At 58.0% G+C, this 21,150-nt stretch carries 19 protein-coding genes; 10 read left to right on the top strand and 9 right to left on the bottom strand.

Features of this window, described 5'->3' with window-relative positions:
• Window positions 1–14: 14 nt before the first annotated feature.
• Window positions 15–1,838 (top strand): ABC transporter ATP-binding protein, encoded by a 1,824-nt coding sequence (locus ACQZ5Y_RS19200; RefSeq protein ID WP_174059926.1) that lies wholly within the window; start codon window positions 15–17, stop codon window positions 1,836–1,838.
• Between the two features lie 171 nt (window positions 1,839–2,009).
• Here ACQZ5Y_RS19200 and ACQZ5Y_RS19195 read toward each other — a convergent pair whose 3' ends face one another.
• The 7 genes from ACQZ5Y_RS19195 to ACQZ5Y_RS19165 are packed head-to-tail and all read right to left on the bottom strand — an operon-like array spanning window position 2,010 to window position 9,292.
• Window positions 2,010–3,338: an NAD(P)/FAD-dependent oxidoreductase gene (locus ACQZ5Y_RS19195; RefSeq protein ID WP_112350655.1), complete on the bottom strand. Its 1,329-nt coding sequence runs from the start codon at window positions 3,336–3,338 to the stop codon at window positions 2,010–2,012.
• A 3-nt stretch (window positions 3,339–3,341) separates the two neighbouring features.
• Complete coding sequence (locus tag ACQZ5Y_RS19190) at window positions 3,342–4,802, bottom strand: lyase family protein (protein WP_174059927.1); 1,461 nt, start codon at window positions 4,800–4,802, stop codon at window positions 3,342–3,344.
• A gap of 1 nt (window position 4,803) precedes the next feature.
• On the bottom strand, window positions 4,804–6,120 hold the full coding sequence (locus ACQZ5Y_RS19185) for an NAD(P)/FAD-dependent oxidoreductase (protein ID WP_174059928.1): 1,317 nt from the start codon (window positions 6,118–6,120) through the stop codon (window positions 4,804–4,806).
• Between the two features lie 45 nt (window positions 6,121–6,165).
• Window positions 6,166–6,912 (bottom strand): amino acid ABC transporter ATP-binding protein, encoded by a 747-nt coding sequence (locus ACQZ5Y_RS19180; RefSeq protein WP_013761259.1) that lies wholly within the window; start codon window positions 6,910–6,912, stop codon window positions 6,166–6,168.
• Window positions 6,909–7,721 (bottom strand): amino acid ABC transporter permease, encoded by an 813-nt coding sequence (locus ACQZ5Y_RS19175; protein WP_174059929.1) that lies wholly within the window; start codon window positions 7,719–7,721, stop codon window positions 6,909–6,911. Before ACQZ5Y_RS19175 ends, ACQZ5Y_RS19180 begins: the two co-directional genes overlap by 4 nt.
• A 2-nt stretch (window positions 7,722–7,723) precedes the next feature.
• Window positions 7,724–8,440, bottom strand: a complete 717-nt coding sequence (locus ACQZ5Y_RS19170; RefSeq protein WP_003517557.1) for an amino acid ABC transporter permease — start codon at window positions 8,438–8,440, stop codon at window positions 7,724–7,726.
• 18 nt (window positions 8,441–8,458) lie between these two features.
• Window positions 8,459–9,292, bottom strand: a complete 834-nt coding sequence (locus ACQZ5Y_RS19165) for a transporter substrate-binding domain-containing protein (RefSeq protein ID WP_112650493.1) — start codon at window positions 9,290–9,292, stop codon at window positions 8,459–8,461.
• Between the two features lie 175 nt (window positions 9,293–9,467).
• Between ACQZ5Y_RS19165 and ACQZ5Y_RS19160 the strand changes: the two genes are divergently transcribed.
• Complete coding sequence (locus tag ACQZ5Y_RS19160) at window positions 9,468–10,238, top strand: IclR family transcriptional regulator (RefSeq protein WP_019566338.1); 771 nt, start codon at window positions 9,468–9,470, stop codon at window positions 10,236–10,238.
• On the opposite strand, the gene ACQZ5Y_RS19155 is transcribed toward ACQZ5Y_RS19160, so the two are convergent.
• On the bottom strand, window positions 10,232–10,933 hold the full coding sequence (locus ACQZ5Y_RS19155; RefSeq protein WP_019566339.1) for an SDR family NAD(P)-dependent oxidoreductase: 702 nt from the start codon (window positions 10,931–10,933) through the stop codon (window positions 10,232–10,234). The two genes, ACQZ5Y_RS19160 and ACQZ5Y_RS19155, sit on opposite strands and share 7 nt — an antisense overlap.
• 15 nt (window positions 10,934–10,948) lie before the next feature.
• Window positions 10,949–12,271, bottom strand: coding sequence for an NAD(P)/FAD-dependent oxidoreductase (locus ACQZ5Y_RS19150; RefSeq protein WP_174059930.1), 1,323 nt, complete (start codon window positions 12,269–12,271; stop codon window positions 10,949–10,951).
• Between the two features lie 79 nt (window positions 12,272–12,350).
• Between ACQZ5Y_RS19150 and ACQZ5Y_RS19145 the strand changes: the two genes are divergently transcribed.
• From ACQZ5Y_RS19145 to ACQZ5Y_RS19110, 8 genes are all read left to right on the top strand, one after another.
• The gene (locus ACQZ5Y_RS19145) at window positions 12,351–12,575 is read left to right on the top strand and encodes a hypothetical protein (protein WP_174059931.1); all 225 of its coding nucleotides are present in this window, start codon (window positions 12,351–12,353) and stop codon (window positions 12,573–12,575) included.
• A 60-nt stretch (window positions 12,576–12,635) separates the two neighbouring features.
• The gene (locus ACQZ5Y_RS19140) at window positions 12,636–13,424 is read left to right on the top strand and encodes a GntR family transcriptional regulator (protein WP_003517566.1); all 789 of its coding nucleotides are present in this window, start codon (window positions 12,636–12,638) and stop codon (window positions 13,422–13,424) included.
• A gap of 30 nt (window positions 13,425–13,454) precedes the next feature.
• On the top strand, window positions 13,455–14,570 hold the full coding sequence (locus tag ACQZ5Y_RS19135; protein ID WP_174059932.1) for an ABC transporter ATP-binding protein: 1,116 nt from the start codon (window positions 13,455–13,457) through the stop codon (window positions 14,568–14,570).
• On the top strand, window positions 14,567–15,496 hold the full coding sequence (locus ACQZ5Y_RS19130; RefSeq protein ID WP_013761267.1) for an ABC transporter permease: 930 nt from the start codon (window positions 14,567–14,569) through the stop codon (window positions 15,494–15,496). The genes ACQZ5Y_RS19135 and ACQZ5Y_RS19130 overlap by 4 nt, the downstream gene beginning before the upstream one ends.
• Window positions 15,497–15,507: 11 nt before the next feature.
• A complete protein-coding gene (locus ACQZ5Y_RS19125) occupies window positions 15,508–16,389 on the top strand; it encodes a carbohydrate ABC transporter permease (protein ID WP_013761268.1) in 882 nt (293 codons plus the stop codon).
• Between the two features lie 60 nt (window positions 16,390–16,449).
• Complete coding sequence (locus ACQZ5Y_RS19120; protein WP_003517573.1) at window positions 16,450–17,979, top strand: extracellular solute-binding protein; 1,530 nt, start codon at window positions 16,450–16,452, stop codon at window positions 17,977–17,979.
• A gap of 70 nt (window positions 17,980–18,049) precedes the next feature.
• Window positions 18,050–20,380: an alginate lyase gene (locus ACQZ5Y_RS19115; protein ID WP_121557063.1), complete on the top strand. Its 2,331-nt coding sequence runs from the start codon at window positions 18,050–18,052 to the stop codon at window positions 20,378–20,380.
• A gap of 18 nt (window positions 20,381–20,398) precedes the next feature.
• Window positions 20,399–21,148 carry an SDR family NAD(P)-dependent oxidoreductase gene (locus ACQZ5Y_RS19110; protein WP_003517575.1) on the top strand — a complete coding sequence of 250 codons (750 nt, stop codon included), beginning with the start codon at window positions 20,399–20,401 and terminating at the stop codon, window positions 21,146–21,148.
• The last annotated feature ends 2 nt before the right edge of the window (window positions 21,149–21,150 follow it).

Here is a 21,150-nt window from a genome sequence, read left to right as displayed (position 1 = left end):
AGGAAAAAGTGACAATGACCGAAACCACGCCTCATCCTGTCCTCTCCATCCGCAATCTCAAGGTCTCATTCCTGCGCGACGGCACGTTCAACCCGGTGGTTCGCGAGCTGAACCTAGACATCCGTGCCGGGGAAACACTTGCGATTGTTGGAGAAAGCGGTTCCGGCAAGAGTGTTACGGCACTGTCCGTGATGCAGCTTCTGCCGGAAAAGACGAGCCGCATCGAAGGCTCGATCAAGCTCGACAACGAAGAGCTGATCGGCGCTTCCCCTGCTCGCATGCGTGAAATCCGTGGCAACCGGGTGGCGATGATCTTCCAGGAACCGATGACGAGCCTCAATCCGGTACTGACCGTCGGGGAACAGATCGCGGAAGCCCTGATTGCCCATAACGGTATTTCGAAAAGCGTGGCACGGACGGAAACTTTGAAACTGATGGAGAAAGTGCGGATTCCCTCCTCTGCCAAACGTATCGACGATTACCCGCACCAGTTTTCCGGAGGCATGCGCCAGCGCGTGATGATTGCGATAGCACTTGCCTGTCGCCCCGCCCTTCTGATTGCCGACGAACCGACCACGGCGCTTGACGTCACCATTCAGGCGCAGATCCTCGACCTCATCAAAACCCTGCAGGAAGAGGAAGGCACCGCTGTGCTTTTCATCACCCATGACATGGGTGTCGTCGCTGAAATCGCCGACCGTACGCTGGTGATGTATCGTGGCGACCAGATTGAGACCGGCACGACATCAGAAGTCTTTGCCAGCCCGCAAAAGCCCTATACGCGCGCCCTGCTTTCCGCGGTGCCGCAACTCGGTTCTGCCGGCGAAGATGGCCCCAGTCCTTTCCCGATTATTGACATGGAAACAGGACAGGCACTGCCACAGAAGAAGCGGCCCGATACCATCGACGCGGCGAGTGGCAAGCTTCTCGAGGTCAGGAACCTGTCGGCGCGGTTCGAGATGCGATCCGCCTTCACCAGGATGGTGCATTCGCGCGTGCATGCGGTCGAGAATGTCAGCTTTTCGCTGTCGCGGGGTGAAACACTTGCGCTGGTAGGTGAATCGGGCTGCGGAAAATCGACCACTGGACGCTTGCTGGCCGGGCTTAACCGGCCGCATTCCGGCTCAATCCATATCCACGGCGCGGATGTTGGCTCCTTCACCAGATCGGACCTGTCCCGTCAAGTTCAGATGATTTTTCAGGACCCATTCGCCAGCCTCAATCCCCGCCTGACAGTTGAAAACGCCATCGCGGAGCCTCTTTTGATCCATGGGTTGGAAACGCCCCGCAATGCCCGAAAGCTTGCGCGTGATCTGCTTGGCGAAGTCGGTCTGGCTGGGGCGATGGCGAGCCGTTATCCGCATGAGTTTTCCGGCGGGCAACGCCAGCGCATTTGCATCGCAAGAGCGCTGGCGCTCCAACCCGAACTCATCATTGCCGATGAGGCGGTTTCGGCACTCGACGTTTCAGTCAAGGCTCAGGTGGTAAACTTGTTACTGGACCTTCAGGAACGACTGAAACTCGGCCTGCTGTTCATTTCCCACGATATGGCAGTTGTCGAGCGCATGAGCCATCGCGTAGCTGTAATGTATCTCGGCGAAATCGTTGAGACCGGACCGCGCGAAGCTGTTTTCTCCAATCCGCAACATCCCTATACCCGGCGCTTGCTATCGGCCGTGCCGCTGCCAGATCCCTCACGCAGGCATATGCGGCGCAAATTCGCTGATACAGAGTTGCGCAGCCCAATCCGGCCGAAAACCTTCACGCCGCCAAACCGCGAATATCGCGAAGTTACACCCGGCCACATGGTTCAGGTGTGGAATGAGGAGTGGGCCTGATCTGGCCCTTGGGCTTCCGTATCAGCCTGGACGGCCTGACGGGAAACCTGGACGTTTCCGAGCCGTAAGATGTCTGCGGGATGACCGGCGCGGCAAGTATCAGCCCGCCTGTAGCACGTCTCGCAGAAGCGGGACCGCGCACCGGGCGCCCTCTCTTGATCTTTAAAAATCTTACCGCAAATTCTCCAGCGAGCGGTGCAGTCGCCCGAAACGCTCCAGACGGAACGGCGCCGGATCGACGCATGGCTTTGAGCCTGTCACCAGATCAGCCGTGAGCGCTCCGGCACCGGGGCCGATACCGAACCCATGGCCGGAAAATCCGACGGCCAGATAAAGGCCGGGAATGGCACTTGCAGCAGAGATCACCGGAACGGCATCCGGCGTGACATCCATGAGGCCGCCCCAGGTAGCCGTGATGCGGGCATTTGCAAATGCCGGGAAGGACTTAGACAACTTGTCGATACCTTGGGAAATGAGCTTCGATGACGGAACGGGATCGAGAATGCGGATCTGCTCGAACGGCGTCACAGCGTCACTTTTCCATTGGCGGGGCATCGCCATTTCCCGCAGGAACTGCCCGCCTGTCCGAAAGCGTAATGCCCGCCAGTTTTTAACGAGCGACGGCAGGTAGTCGGCGAACAGACGGAAGCTATCCGGAGTGACGGGCGCGATATCCGCGTTGCGCTGCGCTACCGTAAAGCCGCCATCATGACGGCGACGGAAGGCGAAATCGTTACCGCCCACCGGCATATCCGTCATGCCATCAACACCCGACAGACGCGCGACGCTGCCCAGGATTTTGAGGATCGGAATATCAATTCCCATATTGCCTGCAAAAAGCCTGGACCAGGCGCCCCCCGCCAGCACAACGGAAGAGCAGCGGATTTCGCCATGTTCCGTCACCACACTGCTTACCTTCCCGGCGGAGCGTTCGATTGACCGGACCGCACAGCCCGTGAGGATATGGGCACCCTTTGCGGCAGCACCGCGTGCCATGGCGGGAACCGCCATGAACGGTTCGGCCTTGCAATCGCTCGGAGTGTGCATCACGGCCTTGAACTGCCTGCCCATGCCCGGCACCAGCGCGTGCATTGCCTCACCGCGCACAATGCGCGAGTCGAGACCCACTGCGGCGGCATGTTGGAGCCACTCCTCGTAAAAGGCGACGTCAGCGTCCGTCTCGCACAGATAGGCAATGCCGCACTGGCGCAACCCGGTTTCGGCGCCGACCCGCTCGTTCATGCCTCTCCAGAGCCTCAAGCTTTCCATGGAAAGCGGCAACTCGGCCGGATCACGCCCCATCTGGCGCACCCAGCCCCAGTTCCGGGACGATTGCTCACCAGCGATCAGCCCCTTTTCACAGACGGCAACGCTGATGCCACGCTCGACCAGCGACAACGCTGTCGATACGCCGATGATGCCGCCACCGATAACCACGACATCCACGTGCGCAGGCAGGGTCTTCGACGACAAGACGGCATCAGGGATTATTCTGGACATTTTTTAGCGCCTGTTGAGGGTGGATGTGCGGTTGCGGAAGCTGGCGATCCGTTGCTCGGTCCGGTCCGGGTCTGCGAATGCCGCAACATCGGAAAAAAGCAGGTCGGCCTCCGCTCGCGTCATCAGTCCGCAAGCCACGGAAGCCTCCTGGACGGACAGGCCGTTGGTGGCCGCATGCTTGGCGACGGCAGATGCCGCCGGATAGCCGTAGATCGCCACGAGTGCTGTCGACAGGGCAAGCGATCCGGATGCATCGCTGAGGCCGCGCTCCGTATTGACGTTTATCCCCGAGATACAATGGGAGACAAAAAGCGGGATCGCGCGTCGCATCAAACGAATGCTTTCGCTGATGGCTTCGAGAATGATCGATTCCCATACATTGAGGTCAAGTTCACCCTCGGCGGCGCGGGTGACTGTGGCATCATTACCGATCACACGGAAGGAGACCTGCATCATCATTTCAGGCATAACCGGATTGACTTTGCCCGGCATGATCGACGAACCCGGCTGCACCGCTGGAAGGGTGACCTCGGCAAGCCCCGCCCGCGGTCCTGATGACATCAGGCGCAGATCGGCCGCAAATTTCGACAGGGTCAGGGCGATTGCTTTCAATGCGGCTGAAATCCTCACCCAATCGTCGGCATTTTGCAGCGCGTCGAAAAAATTCTCCTCCGGCTGATAAGATTTGCCGGTCAGTGCCTGCAATTCTTCGAAGACGAAGCGGCGATAGGCTTGCGAGGCGCCAAAGGCAGTGCCGACGGCAGTGGCGCCAAGCGGCAGCCGCAGACAAACGTCTTCCAGACCAGACATCCCCGCCATCTGTCGCTCAAAGGCGGCTGAATAACCTGAAAACTGCTGACCGAAAGTGACAGGGAGCGCATCCTGCAAGCAGGTTCGACCAAGCTTGACCACGCCGCGAAAGGCATTCTCCTTGACCCGAAGAGCATCGACGAGAGAGCCCAGACCTGCGCGGAGGCCAGCCAGTTCACCCCCAACCGCCATTTTCATTGCCGAGGGAATGACATCGTTAGTGGATTGCGCCATGTTGACATGGGTATTGGCATTAACGGGATCCTGTCCCTTCCTGCCGGTCAGAATTTCACTTGCCCTGTTGGCCAGGACTTCGTTGACATTCATATTGGCCGCAGTACCGCCGCCGCCATGATAGATATCGACAGGAAAATCCTGCCTGCCTGGCATTACGGCGTATTCGCTCGCAGCCATTTCGATTGCCCCGGCGATCTGCGGATCAAGGTCGCCGGCCCTGCAATTGGCCCGTGCGGCAGCCTGCTTTATGGCAATAATCGCCGGGATGAAGCCTTCGATATCGGCGATCGTCCGGCCGGAAATCGAGAAATTCTCGACCGCGCGCGCCGTCTGGATGCCATAGGCCAGGGCGGCCGGCATCAGCCGTGTTCCGAGCGCATCTTCTTCCAGGCGCATTTCCGCTTGCCCTTTATCCATCTCAACGCCCCGGCCGGTCGAGGAAATCGCGCAGACGATACCATCCGGTAAAGGCAGGCAGGAACCATGGCTTGCCGGAATAAAAAGGAACGGCGGTGAATTTTTGCCGGTCGAACGCCGATTTGGCGTTTTGCTCGCCCAGGATCTTTCGCGCCGTCTGATAACCGAGATAGGTCATCAGCGCGACACCGTTGCCATTGCATCCCACCGCAAAATTCGCCCCATCGCGCTCACCGATATGAGCGAGCTTGTCAACCGTCATGGCGACACTTCCGACCCAGGAATGGGTGATCTTGACGCCAGCGAGCTGGGGCCAAACAGCCAGCATCCTGGCATAGATGTGCTTTGCGGCGCGCCTTTCCGACATTTCGAACACACCCGGGCGCGAACCGAACAGCAGCCGCGTCCCGTCCGTCGACGGTCGGCTGAAGATGAGATCCCGGCGGGTGTCCGAAATCATGCGGCCCTGCGGGATAAGCTCAGCCATCAGATCGGCCGGCAACGGCTCGGTAGCGATTTGATAGCTCTTTACGGGCACGAGCCGGCGCGCCAATTCCGGCGTCGCATCATCCGCCGTATAGCCATTGGTCGCGACGATCACATCCTTCGTGCGGATCGTCCCACGCGCCGTTGGCACAATCTTATCGCAGTTTGGCCCGTCCTCAACGACGCCAGCACGGGCGTGGGAACGCAGCATGACACCGGCAGCCTTGGCCCGCCCGCGCAGCGCCTTGTGGTAAAGTCCCGGATGCAGGCCGCCATAGTCATCTATCAGCATACCCCCGTGATAATAATCCGAACCGATGGCCGCGCGCTGCTGATCTCGATCAAGGAAGCTGACCTTCACGCCAGTCTTTTCGGCAAGCAGAGCGCCGTGGCGCTTCAGCGTCACGTAGTCTGTGGCGGTGTGGGCGCCAAAGAAGCGACCAGTCAGCTTCAGCCCGGCATCGAGCTTCTCCGTGTCGATTAACATTTTCAGATATTCGAAGCTTTCGTTACTTTCGCCGATAAGCCGGTTGATCAACTCCGGGTCAATTCCCTTGATGGCGCCTCCAACGACGAGCTTCTGGCCGCTGGACACCATTCCGCCGGACCTCGTCGAGCAGCCGGAACCGAGCCGGTCACTGTCCAGCACGACAACGGAGCGTCCGGCACGCGCAAGGTGGGTTGCGGCAGCAAGACCGGCATAGCCGGAGCCGACAACCACGACGTCGGCATACTCGGGAACGGGATCGAGATTCGTCTCCGGCTCGGCCTCCTCCCACCAATAGGGAGCTTCCTTGAAATCGGCGGCGTAGATATCGTCAAACTTACGCATTGCATACCGGGCCGCTGAGGCCCGCCTTTCAGGAGTTTTGGGCAATCACAGAACCTGGCCAAGAAACTCGCGTGTGCGCGGATCTTTTGGATGGTCGAACAGCTCGACGGGTGGGGCACTTTCAACAATCAACCCCCGGTCGGTGAAGCAGACGCGGTGTGAAACCTCACGCGCGAATTTCATTTCGTGGGTGACGAGGACACAGGTCAGCCCTTCCTCAACAAGCTCGCGGATCGTAACGAGCACCTCCTTGACCGTTTCCGGGTCCAGGGCGGCAGTCACCTCATCGAAAAGAATGACTTCCGGCTGCATGGCAAGTGCGCGGGCAATAGCCACGCGTTGCTGCTGGCCGCCGGAAAGCTGGCCAGGATAGCTGTCGGCCTTTTCCGACAGGCGCACCTTGGCGAGAAGCTTCCGAGCGCGATCCGCGACCTCTGCCTTGTCATGGCCGAGCACTTGGATCGGCGCCATCATGATGTTTTCCAGGGCGGTGCGATGCGGAAAGAGATTGTACTGCTGGAACACCATCGCCACCTGGTGGCGCAATGGCCGCATTGCCTTCTCGGTGCGCATCTCGTGCACCTTGTGATTTCCCACCCGGATAAAACCCTCATTGACCGGAATCAGGCCGTTGATGCAGCGCAAAATGGTCGACTTTCCGGAACCGGACGGTCCGATGATGCAGACAGCCTCCCCCTTGCCGACGCTGAGGGAAATTCCTTTCAGGACCTCGAACGTGCCGAAAGATTTCCGGATGCCATCGATCTCGATCAGGGCGTTGGAGCGGTTCATAGATTGTCTCCTTTAACCGCATGCTCCAGGCGCCGCGCGAAGATCGCGATCGGGTAGCAATAGGCAAAAAACAGGAAGAGGATGGTCAGATAAAAATAGACGAGCGCCCGTTCGCTCTCCATCGCCAGTGAGGTGTTGAGGATGGTCAAAACGTCTTGAATACCCGTGACCGTGGCAAGCGCGGTTGCAATCATCAGCAGTGCATAGAGGTTCATCCAGCCAGGTATCATCCGGCGCAAGGCCTGGGGAAGGATGACGTAACGATAGATCTGCAGCTGGGTGTAACCGAGCGAACGGGACGCCTCCCATTGACCGCTATGGATCGACTGCACCGCCCCGCGAATGACTTCGGAGAAGTTTGCCGCCGTCGGTAACGCCAGCCCGATGACCGCCTTTACGAAAGGCGGGAAAGGAATGACGAAGCCGAAGATCTTCATCTCGAAAGGAAGAATGTAAAGCATCGCGAAAAGCAGGACGAGCCAGGGCGAGTTTCGCAGGAAATTCATGACGAAAAATGCCGGCAGGCGAATGAAGGGCGATTTTGCGAGCGTCGCAAGACCCATCACTGTGCCAAGGGTAGTCGCCACCGCCATGGAGGCAATCGACAGCAGGATGTTGAGGATGAAGCCGCCGCTAATCGGCCAGCCGGAGCCGGAGCCTGTCAGGAGCAGTGGCAGGCGCACGGCGACGCGGTTCCAGTGTTGCGCGCCGCCGGCGAGTGCATCGATCGCAATCCAGATTGCCACCGCAAGCGCGATGAAAAGCAGGACGGCGCGTTTCTTGTTTTCGTAAGTCATGGTGGAGACCATGGTCAGTGTCCCTTTCCATAACCGGGGAAAGCCATCCAGGCTTCGAGCCTGGACATTGCAAATGTCAGGATGGATACGAGCCCCACATAGATGACGAGCACGAGGATCATGACCTCGAGTGTGCGAAACGTGTCGTTGTAGATCTGGCCGGCGTAGTACATCAGTTCCGGCACCGTAATGACCGAAGCCTGAGAGGTTGTTTTGAACAGGTTGGTGAGAATGTTGGTAATCGCCGGCAGGCTGATGCGCACAGCGATCGGCGCCTCAACTTTCCAGAAACGCGACCACCGGCTGTATCCGAGCGACCGAGCCGCTTCTATGATCGACCGCGGCATGGTTTCGATGCCGGACCTGAAAGCCTCGATCGCCAGCGCTCCGCCGAACAGGCTGAGCGAAATCGAGGCGCAGGCGAATGCACTCAGAAGCGGCATCTGCAGACCGGTGGAGGGATCGGTGACTTTCAACCCCAGCGTCGACAGCGTGAAATAGGCAAAAAGCATCTGCAGCAGTGGCGGCGTGTTGCGGAACACCTCCACGAACAGCTCGATGATGGCATCCAGCCAGAAAATCCGCAAAGTCAGCGCAAGCGCACCGAGAAGGCCGATGATGATCGCGGCACTGGATGACAGTGCCGCAAGTTTGAGTGTGTTGAGGACCCCGGTGAGCAGCCATTGCTGATAGGCTGGATCCGTAAGCCAGGAATAATCAAGACCGAACAATAGCTGCTCCAGACCCTATCAGTTCAGTTTTGCTTTGGCAGCCTTGGCGCGCTCGGCAATGTAATCGGCGTGGGGAATATTGAACTCGGTTTCCCAGGCAATCATCTTGCCTTCGGCTTCCGCCTTGGTAATGGCCTTGTCCACGGCCTCCTGGAACGCCTTGTCGCCTTCGCGGATACCACCTGCCATCGGCAGATACTCATAGGTGGGGACGGCGACCTTGTAGCCCTTCCAGTCCGCTTCCTGAACCTTGAGGTCAAGGGTCATCTGGTCGAAGACAAAACCTACGCAACGATTGTCGCGCAAAGCGCGCATGGCCTCCGGTTGGGTCTTGAAGGCAACGAGCTGGATTCCGAATTCCTCGGTCATCTTCTTGTTATAATAGGATCCCTGAATGCCGCAGACCGGCTTACTCTTCAGTTCCTCCCATTTGCTGGTGGTCGCTTCTTTAGCCATCATGACCGCCGGACCTGGCGACGATACGTAAGCGGTGGTGAAATCGATGACCTTGTCGCGCTCCGGCGTGACGCCAAGCGTCGCGAAAATCGCATCGATACGACCAGCCGTCAGGAACTCGATACGATTGGCGGCAACGACCGGCACAAATTCGATCTTGTCTGAAGACCCCAGAAGTTCCTTGGCGACGTATTTTGCCAGTTCGACTTCGAAGCCGATGATCTCACCCTTGTCGTTGAGATACCCATAAGGTGGATAATCGTTCTTGACGCCGACGATCAGCTTGTCGCGGGCCTTGACGTCATCAAGCGTACCGGCGAGCGCGGCACTGGCCGCCAGCATGCCCAAGGCCGCCAGGGCGGTAGTTGCGAGAATGTTTGCTGCTTTTTTCTTCATTTTGTTCCCCTGTTTGTTCAAGCGGGTCTGGCGTTCTCGAAACCCGCAGGTCGTCTTCAAAATCAAGCTGCCTACAAAATATTCACTTATTTAATCTGCTCAATTTTGGTCATTGAATACGCAGTTTTCTCATTATACAAGTTATTGAGATTTTATTTTCATAATGTGAGAGAATATGGCCAAATCCACCCAATCCTCCTCCGGTGGCGCGCAGCTTCTGGATCGAGCGGTAGCTCTTCTCGATCTTGTTGCAGACGGCGGCGTACAAGGCGTCACGCTCAAGGAACTGACGAACAGATCCGGACTCAACACGGCTACCTGCCACCGCATCCTCAACACGCTGGTCGGCCACAAGCTCCTCGCCCGTGACGACAGGAAGCGCTGTTACCGGCTGGGCGCGCGTATGGCGATTTACGGTGCGCGCGCCGCACGTGGACCTGGCATCATCAGCCGCTGCGAAATGGCGCTGACCCGCATTCGGCGCCGAACCGGCGATACCATCCACCTGATGGCCCGGCTGAACCACGATTCCGTTTGCCTCGACAGACGCGACGGAGAATGCGTGGTGCCGACACTGACCGGCTCGATCGGTGGTTCGGTCCCGCTTGGCGTCGGTCCAGGCTCAATTGCCATGCTCGCCTTCCTCGAAGAGGACGAACAGGAATTCATCATCCGCGCCAATATCGAGCGCTATGCCGCCTACCGCGATCTCACCGCCGACAAAGTGCGCCGACTGATCGCTGAAACACGCGAACGCGGTTATGCAATCGACGTCGGCGAGCTTATCCCCGGGATTGCCGGCGTTTCCGTACCGATTTTTTCGGATGGTACAACGCCAAACGCTTCCCTGGGCTTCACACTTTTAAGTGCCAAGCTGGAGCCCGGCACACTGGAGCAATATGCGATGCTGCTGAAGGACGAAATCTCGGCGATCGTCGATCAATAGCTGTCATCGAGCAGGCAGTTGACCCAGAATTCCGAAACACTCGCGCGGTTCGGCAAACTGACGACATGCAGGATGGAGCTGGCAATATCTTCAGGTTGGGTCAGGGTGTCCGACGGCGTCGCGCCTGCCAGAGGCAGCCCCATATCAGTCGCAACGAAACCCGGACATATGGCGGTCGCCCTTACACCCTTGTCGAAACCGGCATGACGGATTGCATGCGACAGGCCAAGGGCTGCGAATTTCGAGACCGAGTAGGCGCCAGACACGGCCGATTTGACCCTTTTCCCCGATAGCGAGGCGACAATCGCCACGCGACCTGCTCCGGACGCGATTAGCGGGTCCCAGCAGGCCTGCACAAGACGCCGCGGGCCATTGACGTTGACGTCCATCAATGAGGCGAACTCCTCGTCAGTCGCTTCCACCACGGTCTTGCGCACCATGACGCCGGCGTTGGCAACAACAGCATCGATGCGCCCGAACCGTGCCAGAACGGCAGCCGCCCAGTCGACAGGCGATTGCGGGGCGAGCGCGTCATAGGCCTGCACGTGGACTAACGCTGGATCTGCCCATTCCGGCAGTAGCGGCGTGCGCATTCCAAGCGAGACCTTCCAGCCGGCCTCCATAAAGGCCCTGCCGGTGGCAGCACCGATACCGCGATTGCCTCCGGAAATGAGGACGGTTTTCCTGTCGGTCATATAGGTTTTCCTTTCTCAGGCATGGGGCAGAAGGGTGGCGCCTTCCTTGCGGGTTGCACGGTTTTCCTGCATGCGAAAATAACGAAGGCGCAGACCGGGCGCGAAGGACATCAGCAACGGCGCCTTGTGAAGCGGTTCGATTTTCAGGGAGAGATCCTTGTCCGGCACGCCCAGCGCCCATTCTGACAAGACGCCGCCAAGCATGGAGCCGGTTGGCACGCCGCGGCCAGAAAGTCCCGTACAGGCAACGATGCCGGGCGCCAGATCATAGAGCCTCGGGACAGTGCGCATCTGCATGTCCAGTTCGCCGAACCAGAAATATTCCCAACGGATTTCCTCGCTGATCTGCGGATGAAGGAATTTCAGCCGGTCTGTGAGAACCTGCCGGGTATAGTCCGGGTCGGCGCCACGCTGGCCCATGGGGAACATGGAGGCAACAATGCGACCTTCACGGTTGTATTTGTAGACATAGATATCGCCGCGCCCATCATGCATGGTCGTATTGTGGGGCAGAACTTTTGCGCGCGTTTCCGGATCGAGCGGCTGGGTGGCCGCGAGAAACACTTTCTTGATGCGGAAGCTTTTATCGAGGTTTTTCCAGCCACCGACGGTGTAGGCGCCGGTCGCGAAGATCACCTTTTCAGCCAGCACAGCGCCCCGGGGCGTTCCCACGGACCATTTCCCGGCCTCTGGCTGGACATCCTCGACCGGGGACGCGGTAAACACCTGCCCGCCCTCTGCGATAACGGCGCGTGCAAGGCCACGTGCGTATGAAAGCGGGTTCAAATGACCGCCCTCCTCGTGATACCAGGCGCCATAAAAACGAGGGCTGCCTGTCAACGCTTCGACCTCGTCCCTGCCAATGACCCGGCAGCGCGCGCCAGCGCCGGCATATGCATCAGACTTCATCTGCAGCGTGGACATGGCGCCGGGACGCAATGCGCCCATAACATAACCATTCTGGACCCATTCGCAGTCGATTCCGTAGGTCGAGATCATCTCGACGACGCGATCATTGGCCCGCGTCTGGCGGTGAATAAGGCGCTCCGCCCAGGGCTCGCCCAGAATGTTTCCGAGCGACGGCAGGCTGTAATAGCTGAAGGTCGGGGTGCAGTGGCCGGCATTGCGGCCAGAACCGCCAAAACCTGCCTCTTGCGCTTCGACCAAAGCAACCTTGACGCCCCTGCGCGCCAGCTCCAGCGCCGTCGTCAGTCCGGTATATCCCGCGCCAACGACACAGACGTCCACATCGACACGGCCTTCGAGCCTCGCGGTTCTCGGTGCGGGCGCTGCGGTTGCAAACCACAAGGTTTGGTCAAAAGGTGAAAATTTTCCCAAATTCGTTCTCCTCAAGGCACACGAAGGTAATCCGGGAACGGCACAGTTCCGGGAAAAGATGTCTCGACATGGATTACAGATGAGCACTGCTGATTTTCTATGCGTGCCAGATTTTACAGCAAATCGTCAATCGCGATCTCATATTACGACCGTCACGGCGCTGTTTTTTCATATAGTGATTTTTTTGCCGTGCGACGAGGCAAGCATGGATCGGCAGATTGCCGAGACAACACCGGCCACTGCCGGACGCATTGAGGTCGGAACCGATTATTCAACCGCCAACACGAGACTGCCAAGGGCTTGACTCGCGGAAAATCAAAAGATATGTCACTTTCAATTCTAATATATCAGTTAGGCATTTGATATGTCTGTTACCCTTGAATTCCCATCGTTACCGCTGTCCGAACTCGTCACCCCCCAAGACCTGCCGGCTGACGGAAACATGACCAACAGGATCCATGCCTTACTTCGCAAACTGATTGTCGAGGTGAAGCTGCTCCCAGGGCGGGCGCTGTCGGAAAAGGAGATCGCGACACTGCTGCATGTCAGCAAAACGCCCGTCCGCGAGGCGATCATTCGCCTTTCGGAAGAAGGTTTCGTGACTGTCGTGCCGCAAGGTGGCACCTACATCTCGCCTATCGACGTTCAGCGGTACATGGAGGCCTGTTTCATCCGGTTCAAGCTGGAAGAAGGCGCTGTGATCGAGGCAACCAAGCGGCATTCGCTGGAAGACATAGCACGGCTGAAAACCTGTCTGTCGCAGCAGCGCACTGCTGCCGCGGATGAGGAATTCACCAACTTTTTCCTGCTCGACGAGGAATTCCACCGCACGATCTTTTCGGCAGCTCGCCTTCCTGGAGCCTGGAGCGTGGTAAATCAGGCGAAAGGCGAAATGGACCGAATGCGACACCTGAAGCGCGTTTTTGCAGTCCGTCGCACCGAGAAGGTTATCGAAGAGCACGAAGCAATCGTGAACTCAATCGAATCCGGCGATGTCGAAGCGGCAAGAGAGGCCGTACAGCGCCACCTCGGATCACTCGAAACCAAAATCGCAGAACTCTCCAAGAACCCGAAGATCTGGACCTTCATCGAGCAGGTCAACACGCGCGTCACGAGGAAGCGCGCTTCACGGGGGCAGAAGACGCCTGACTGAACATTCAAGGCTTTTGAGGAGGGGCCTTTCATGTCCGCAGTTCAAATCAACGACGTCGTCAAGCGCTATGGTGCCCTTGAAGTCGTCCACGGTATCAATCTTTCCATACAGCCGCAGGAATTCGTTGTCCTCGTAGGTCCTTCGGGATGCGGAAAGTCCACCACGCTGCGCATGCTCGCCGGGCTGGAAGACATTTCGGACGGCACCGTTTCAATGGACGGCCGAGTGGTCAACAAGATCGCGCCCAAAGACCGCGATGTCGCGATGGTGTTTCAGAATTACGCGCTTTATCCGCACCTGAGCGTGGCCGATAACATCGCTTTTGGCCTGCGAGTCAGGGGCGAAAAGCGAGCGGTTATCGACAAGGCGGTGGCAGAAGCTGCACAGATCCTCGGGCTCACCGAATATCTGGCCCGCAAGCCGGCAGATCTTTCCGGTGGCCAGCGCCAACGCGTCGCCATGGGTCGTGCCATCGTGCGCAGGCCGAAAATCTTCCTATTCGACGAACCTCTCTCGAACCTCGACGCAAAGCTGCGCACCCACATGCGGGCCGAGATTAAACTGCTGCACAAGCGGATGAACGCCACCAGCATCTACGTGACGCACGATCAGGTCGAGGCAATGACACTTGCGGACCGCATCGTCATCATGAATGGCGGCCATATCGAGCAGGTCGGTTCGCCGATGGAGGTTTTCCTCGAACCGGCCAACACGTTCGTCGCAAGTTTTATCGGCTCACCGCCCATGAACCTTCTGGACGGGACGATTGAAAAGCAGGATGGCACCGTAAAGGTCAAAATCACGGGTAGTGCCGGACAACGCTTCAGCGTCCCGGAAGCATTTGCGAAAAATGCGACGGAAGGGCAGCAGGTCAAACTCGGCCTGCGACCCGAAATCATGTCGGTAGAGACCGAAGACAGTCGTGAAAACCTCAATTGCAGCATCGACCTCGTGGAGCCCTTGGGCGCGGAGGCTCTGCTCCACGGCAGGGCTGATGGCCAGCCATTTATCGCCAAGGCGGAAACACTTTACGGCGATCATACTCTCAACGGCATCACCCGACTTGGCATCGATACCACACGCATCCATGTCTTCGATGCGGCAACCGGAAGGTCGCTGAAAACCCCAAGCGGGGCGCGACCATGAAAAAGGGTTTTCAGGAACGCCTTCACGATCTCCAGGAAGATGTTCGCCGCGACTGGCAGCTCTACCTACTTCTCGCTCCGATGATTATCTGGTTCGCCGTCTTTCTCTATAAGCCCATGTACGGGCTGGTCATCGCGTTTCAGGACTTCTCGATTTTTCGCGGCATTGCAAAGAGCCCGTGGGTCGGTTTTGAAAACTTCGCGGAGCTCTTTCACAATGACATGTTCATCCGCGCCTTCTGGAACACCCTAAAAATCAGCGCTCTCGGCCTGATCTTCGCGTTTCCAGTACCGATTATCCTGGCCTTGATGTTCAACGAGGTTCAAAACAGCGTTGCCCGAAGCTGGGCCCAGACGATCGTTTACTTGCCGCATTTCATTTCGGTGGTGATCGTGGCCGGCATCGTCATCAACTTCCTGTCGCCTTCGATAGGCATCGTCAATCTTCTGCTGAAAGGCCTTGGATTCGAGCCGATATACTTCCTGACCCAGCCGGAATGGTTTCGTCCGATTTATATCGGCTCGTCGGTCTGGAAGGAAGCGGGCTTCGAATCCATCGTCTATCTCGCCGCCATCGCTGGCGTGAGCCCGACGCTTTATGAATCGGCCCGGGTGGACGGGGCATCGCGCTGGCAGATGATGTGGCGGATCACCCTGCCCTGCATCCTGCCGACAATCGTGATCATGCTGATCATCCGCATCGGCAATCTGGTCGAGGTCGGGTTCGAATATATCATTCTGCTCTATCGGCCATCCACCTATGAAACGGCAGATGTCGTTTCCACCTTCATTTACCGCACCGGCTTGCAGGGTACCCAATACGATCTCGCGACGGCCGCCGGACTGTTCAATGCGGTTATCGCTTTCGTCCTCGTCTATTCGGCAAATCGCATCAGCCGAAAAGTCTCGTCGACATCGCTTTGGTGAGGAGCTGAAAGATGGCAAACTTCAATCTATATTCCCGCGGCGACAGGATTTTTGGCTGGGCAAATGCCATTCTTCTGGGTCTGTTCGTTCTGTCGACGCTTTATCCCTTCATCTATGTGCTGTCGGTCTCGCTATCTTCTGGGGCCGCCGTCACGGCTGGCCGTGTCACGCTATGGCCGGTTGATGTGACCCTTGCCGCTTACGACAGGGTATTGTCGGACAGGATGTTCTGGGTCGCCTATGGCAACACGTTCATCTACACCTTCGGCGGCACGCTGATGAGCCTGCTGATCATGATCCCCGGAGCCTACGCCCTTTCGCGCAAACGCCTGCGCGGCCGCACTTTCTTCAACATCGCCATCGCTTTTACGCTGTGGTTCAACGCCGGCATGATCCCCTTCTTTCTGAACATGCGCGATCTTGGACTTCTCGACAGCCGCTTCGGCATCATCCTCGGGTTTGCGGCAAACGCCTTCAACGTCATTCTGCTACGCAACTTCTTCGAAGCGGTGCCAAAGTCCTTCGAAGAAGCCGCCAAAATGGACGGCGCAAGCGAGTTGCAGCTGCTGTGGAAGGTGTTCATTCCGCTTTCCAAGCCAGCAATCGTCACCGTTGCGCTGTTCTGCGTCGTTTCGCGGTGGAACGGTTACTTCTGGGCGATGGTCTTGCTGCGCGGCGAGGAAAAGATCCCGCTTCAGGTCTATCTGAAGCGCGTGATCGTCGATCTTAACTCGAACGACGAATTCGCATCGAGTCTGCTCACCGCCCACTATTCGTTCGAGACGGTAACATCCGCGATCATGATCGCTTCCATCATTCCCGTCCTCATCATTTACCCCTACGCGCAGAAGTATTTCACCAAAGGAATTCTGCTGGGCGGAGTCAAAGAGTAGCAGCACAAGGGAGGAGAACCTGTGAGAGCACTACGAAAAGGCACGCCCCTACTGGCGTTGATGACAGCCGCAACCCTGGCCTTGCCGGCATCGGCGCAGGATTCAGGGAAAATTTCCAAGGATCCGCTGGAGCTTACGATCCACTTCCACTTCCGTGACAAATACGTCTACTCGGAAAAATGGCCGGTGGAGCAAAAGGCCGCCGAGATCACCAACATTCATGTCCGCAACGTGGCGTCGCTGGCGACCACCAGCAGCCGCGATGCATTCAACCTTCTGATCGCCTCGGGCAACCTTCCCGACATCGTCGGCGGCGACGCCACGGGCGGGCTGAAGGAAGACTTCATTCGCTACGGGTTGGAGGGCGCATTCATTCCACTCGATGACCTGATCGAGGAAAACGCCCCCAACCTCAAGGCATTCTTCGACAGCCACAAGGAAATCCGCAACGCCATCTCCGGACCGGACGGCAAGCTCTATTTCATCCCTTACGTCCCTGATGGCAAGTTCTCGCGCGGCTGGTTCATCCGCCAGGATTGGCTCGACAAGCTTGGGCTGAAGCAGCCGGAAACACCGGAAGAGGTCTACGAAGTTCTGAAAGCCTTCCGTGACAAGGACCCGAACGGCAACGGTCTCAAGGATGAAGTTCCCTACTTTGCCCGTGAGGAAATCGATGCGGTCCGCCTTATCAATCTGTGGGATGCGCGCGTGTCCGGATCCGAGCGTTATGGCGACTTTGCCGTTTATGACGGACAACTTCGTCATCCCTGGGCGGAGGAAAACTACAAGACCGGGATTTCCAACGTGGCCAAATGGTACAAGGAAGGCCTGATCGACAAGGAGATTTTCACCCGCGGTGCTCGCTCGCGTGAATATCTACTGGGCAACAATCTCGGCGGCATGACGCATGACTGGTTCGCCAGCACCTCGACCTACAACGACGCCCTTTCGCCAAAGATCAACGGTTTCGCGCTAAAGCCGATGCTGCCGCCAAAGACGGTCTCGGGCCAACGGTTTGAGGATTCCCGTCGGCTGCGTGTGCAGCCCGTCGGCTGGGCTATTTCGGCGACCAACGAACACCCGGTCGAAACAATCAAGTATTTCGATTTCTGGTTCTCTCAACAGGGGCGCATCCTGTCGAATTTCGGCGTCGAGGGCCTGACCTACGAGATGGTCGATGGCAAGCCGCAATTCAAGAAGGAAATCCTCGACAACAAGGACCCGGTGAATGCCCAGTTGTGGGCGGTCGGTGCGGCGATCCCGCGCGGATACTGGATGGACTACGAATATGAGCGCCAGTGGACAAACAAGATCGCGCTTGAAGGCATCGATATGTACGACAAGTGCAACTGCCTCAAGGATGAGTTCATGGGCGTTTCCCTGAACGCAGAGGAAAAGGCGACATTCGACCGCTACTGGCCGAGCATCCTCACCTACATGACCGAGATGCAGCAGACCTGGATACTGGGTGCCCAGGACGTCGATGCCGGCTGGGATGCCTACAAGAAGCGCCTCACGGCCCTCGGTTACGACGAGGTCATCAAGATGATGCAATCGGCCTATGACCGCCAGTACAAGGCCGCGCAATAAACCTTCGACCGTGATGGCGGCTTTGTCGCCGCCATCCTTTCCCTTCTGTTTTCATAGGAGTTAGAGCGCAATGTGTCCCTCTGCCCCGGCCATCTCCCGACAGACACTTCTCGATGAACCCCGGCCGGGTTCATTGACCATTGGCTACGAGCCGAGCGAAGAAGTACCGCCGAGGGAGAACCCTCCGCGCTTTTCATGGCTGCCCGACATCGACGACGGTGCGCGCTACGTATTGCGGATTTCGTCCGATCCCGGTTTTGCAGACAAAAAGACGCTCGTCTTTGAAGATCTCGCGTGGAATTTCTTCACGCCGGACGAAGCCCTTCCGGAAGGCCGCTATCACTGGTGTTATGCGTTGTGGGGCCAGACGTCCGCGACGCCGGATTCCAACTGGAGTACCGTGCGCAGCTTCGAGATCGGCGCTTCGTTGCCGAAAACGCCGCTACCCGGCAGGAAGGCGCGTCATGCTGCCGCGCATGCCAGCCATCCACGGCTCTGGCTCAATCCGGAAAAGTTGCGCTGCTTCTCGGAGGCGGTGGCAAAGGACCCCAATCATTGCAGCTGGTCCGAGTTCTACGAGAAATCGGTAAAACCCTGGCTTGAGCGGCCGGTCATACCGGAACCTCAGCCTTATCCCAACAATATGCGCGTCGCAGGACTCTGGCGACAGATGTATATTGATTGCCAGGAAGTGATCTATGCGATCCGGCACCTGGCCATTGCCGGTCGGGTGCTCGGACGCGACGAACTACTCGATGCGTCGCGCAAGTGGCTGCTGGCAGTCGCTGGCTGGGATCCGAAAGGCGCGACCTCCCGGGCCTATAATGACGAGGCGGGGTTCCGCGTCGTCGTGGCACTCGCCTGGGGCTATGACTGGCTATACGATTATCTGAGCGAAGACGAGCGCGAGACCGTACGCTCGGTTCTTCTTGAACGAACGCGGGAGGTCGCCGACCATGTTATTGCGCATGCCCGCATCCACGTGTTTCCTTATGACAGCCATGCCGTACGTTCGCTTTCGGCAGTACTGACGCCGGCCTGTATCGCACTTCAGGGCGAAAGCGACGAGGCGGGCGAATGGCTCGATTATACCGTTGAATTCCTCGCCACCCTCTATTCTCCCTGGGCTGGAACTGACGGTGGCTGGGCGGAAGGGCCACATTACTGGATGACCGGCATGGCTTATCTCATAGAGGCCGCCAATTTGGTCCGCTCCTATATCGGTTACGATCTCTATCAGCGGCCATTTTTCCAGAACACGGGGCGCTTCCCGCTTTATACCAAGGCGCCGGGAACCCGTCGCGCCAATTTTGGCGACGACTCCACGCTTGGCGATCTTCCCGGCCTGAAACTGGGTTACAATGTTCGGCAATTTGCCGGCGTTACCGGCAACGGCCATTACCAATGGTATTTCGATCACATCAAGGCCGATGCGACGGGCACAGAAATGGCCTTCTACAATTACGGCTGGTGGGACCTGAACTTCGACGATCTCGTATATCGTCACGACTATCAGCAGGTGGAAGCAGTCTCGCCTGCAGACTTGCCGGCACTCGCTGTTTTCGATGATATCGGTTGGGCGACCATCCAGCAACATATGGAAGACCCGGAACGGCATCTGCAATTCGTCTTCAAATCCAGTCCCTACGGTTCGCTAAGCCACAGCCATGGCGACCAGAATGCCTTTGTCCTCTATGCCTACGGCGAGGATCTGGCGATCCAGTCCGGCTATTACGTGGCGTTCAACTCGCAGATGCATCTGAACTGGCGCCGTCAGACACGGTCGAAGAACGCCGTCCTGATCGGCGGCAAGGGACAATATGCGGAAAAGGACAAGGCACTCGCGCGTCGTGCCGCCGGCCGTATCGTATCGGTTGAGGAAAATCTCGGACATGTCCGGATCCTCGGAGATGCGACGTCTGCCTATCAGGTGGCGAACCCGCTGGTTATGAAAGCGCAGCGCGAAATGCACTTCGTCAACGACAGCTATTTCGTGATTGTCGATGAGGTGGAGTGCTCCGAGCCCCAGGAACTGCAATGGCTTTGCCATACCACAGGGGCACCGCAGACCGGCAAGTCGAGCTTTCGCTACAATGGCCAAAAGGCGGGCTTTTACGGCCAGTTTGTCTTCTCGTCAGCCGGCACACCGCAGATCGCGGCCGTTGAAGGTTTTCCCGACATTGATCCCAAGGAGTTCGAGGGTCTTGATATCCACCATCACGTCTGCGCCACGGTTCCAGCAGCAACTCGGCATCGGCTGGTCACCCTTCTGGTGCCTTACAGTTTAAAGGAGCCGAAGCGCATCTTCAGCTTCATAGACGATCAGGGTTTTTCGACCGACATCTATTTCAGCGACGTCGACGACGAGCGTTTCAAGCTCTCCCTTCCCAAGCAATTCTAACCATACGAGGTTCTTCAAATGCAGCGTTTTACCAACATGACCGTTGTTGTAGCCGGCGCCGGCCGGGATATCGGCCGGGCATGCGCCATTCGTTTTGCGCAGGAAGGCGCCAATGTCGTCCTCACCTATAATGGAGCCGCTGAAGGTGCGGCCACGGCTGTTGCCGAAATCGAAAAGCTTGGCCGTTCGGCTCTGGCGATCAAGGCAGACCTGACAAACGCAAGCGAAGTAGAGGCTGCCATTTCTGCTGCCGCAGACAAATTCGGTGAGATCCATGGCCTCGTCCATGTTGCGGGTGGGCTTATCGCCCGCAAGACAATCGCTGACATGGACGAAGCCTTCTGGCATCAGGTCCTCGACGTCAACCTGACGTCGCTGTTCCTGACAGCCAAGGCCGCACTGCCCAAAATGGCAAAGGGCGGCGCGATCGTAACCTTCTCGTCGCAGGCGGGCCGTGACGGCGGTGGGCCGGGCGCGCTCGCCTATGCCACTTCCAAGGGTGCCGTGATGACTTTTACCCGAGGACTTGCCAAGGAAGTTGGCCCGAATATTCGCGTCAATGCCGTCTGCCCCGGCATGATCTCCACCACCTTCCACGACACCTTCACCAAACCCGAAGTGCGTGAAAGGGTAGCAGGCGCCACATCGCTGAAGCGCGAAGGCTCAAGCGAAGACGTTGCCGGTCTGGTGGCGTTTCTTGCGTCCGACGATGCCGCTTATATCACCGGCGCCTGCTACGACATCAATGGCGGCGTCCTGTTCTCCTGATA

The sequence above is a fragment of the Agrobacterium sp. A3-95 genome, from assembly GCF_053521785.1.
Note: the sequence above shows the minus strand (reverse complement) of the source record. Positions and strands in the feature narration are given on the sequence as shown.

Excerpts from the sequence above, each read along its gene's own strand:
- ACQZ5Y_RS19200 (WP_174059926.1), top strand. The coding sequence starts at position 15 with ATGACCGAAACCACGCCTCATCCTGTCCTCTCCATCCGCAATCTCAAG.
- ACQZ5Y_RS19195 (WP_112350655.1), bottom strand. The coding sequence starts at position 3,338 with ATGTCCAGAATAATCCCTGATGCCGTCTTGTCGTCGAAGACCCTGCCT.
- ACQZ5Y_RS19190 (WP_174059927.1), bottom strand. The coding sequence starts at position 4,802 with ATGGATAAAGGGCAAGCGGAAATGCGCCTGGAAGAAGATGCGCTCGGA.
- ACQZ5Y_RS19185 (WP_174059928.1), bottom strand. The coding sequence starts at position 6,120 with ATGCGTAAGTTTGACGATATCTACGCCGCCGATTTCAAGGAAGCTCCC.
- ACQZ5Y_RS19180 (WP_013761259.1), bottom strand. The coding sequence starts at position 6,912 with ATGAACCGCTCCAACGCCCTGATCGAGATCGATGGCATCCGGAAATCT.
- ACQZ5Y_RS19175 (WP_174059929.1), bottom strand. The coding sequence starts at position 7,721 with ATGGTCTCCACCATGACTTACGAAAACAAGAAACGCGCCGTCCTGCTT.
- ACQZ5Y_RS19165 (WP_112650493.1), bottom strand. The coding sequence starts at position 9,292 with ATGAAGAAAAAAGCAGCAAACATTCTCGCAACTACCGCCCTGGCGGCC.
- ACQZ5Y_RS19160 (WP_019566338.1), top strand. The coding sequence starts at position 9,468 with ATGGCCAAATCCACCCAATCCTCCTCCGGTGGCGCGCAGCTTCTGGAT.
- ACQZ5Y_RS19155 (WP_019566339.1), bottom strand. The coding sequence starts at position 10,933 with ATGACCGACAGGAAAACCGTCCTCATTTCCGGAGGCAATCGCGGTATC.
- ACQZ5Y_RS19145 (WP_174059931.1), top strand. The coding sequence starts at position 12,351 with ATGAGCACTGCTGATTTTCTATGCGTGCCAGATTTTACAGCAAATCGT.
- ACQZ5Y_RS19140 (WP_003517566.1), top strand. The coding sequence starts at position 12,636 with ATGTCTGTTACCCTTGAATTCCCATCGTTACCGCTGTCCGAACTCGTC.
- ACQZ5Y_RS19135 (WP_174059932.1), top strand. The coding sequence starts at position 13,455 with ATGTCCGCAGTTCAAATCAACGACGTCGTCAAGCGCTATGGTGCCCTT.
- ACQZ5Y_RS19130 (WP_013761267.1), top strand. The coding sequence starts at position 14,567 with ATGAAAAAGGGTTTTCAGGAACGCCTTCACGATCTCCAGGAAGATGTT.
- ACQZ5Y_RS19125 (WP_013761268.1), top strand. The coding sequence starts at position 15,508 with ATGGCAAACTTCAATCTATATTCCCGCGGCGACAGGATTTTTGGCTGG.
- ACQZ5Y_RS19120 (WP_003517573.1), top strand. The coding sequence starts at position 16,450 with ATGACAGCCGCAACCCTGGCCTTGCCGGCATCGGCGCAGGATTCAGGG.
- ACQZ5Y_RS19115 (WP_121557063.1), top strand. The coding sequence starts at position 18,050 with ATGTGTCCCTCTGCCCCGGCCATCTCCCGACAGACACTTCTCGATGAA.
- ACQZ5Y_RS19110 (WP_003517575.1), top strand. The coding sequence starts at position 20,399 with ATGCAGCGTTTTACCAACATGACCGTTGTTGTAGCCGGCGCCGGCCGG.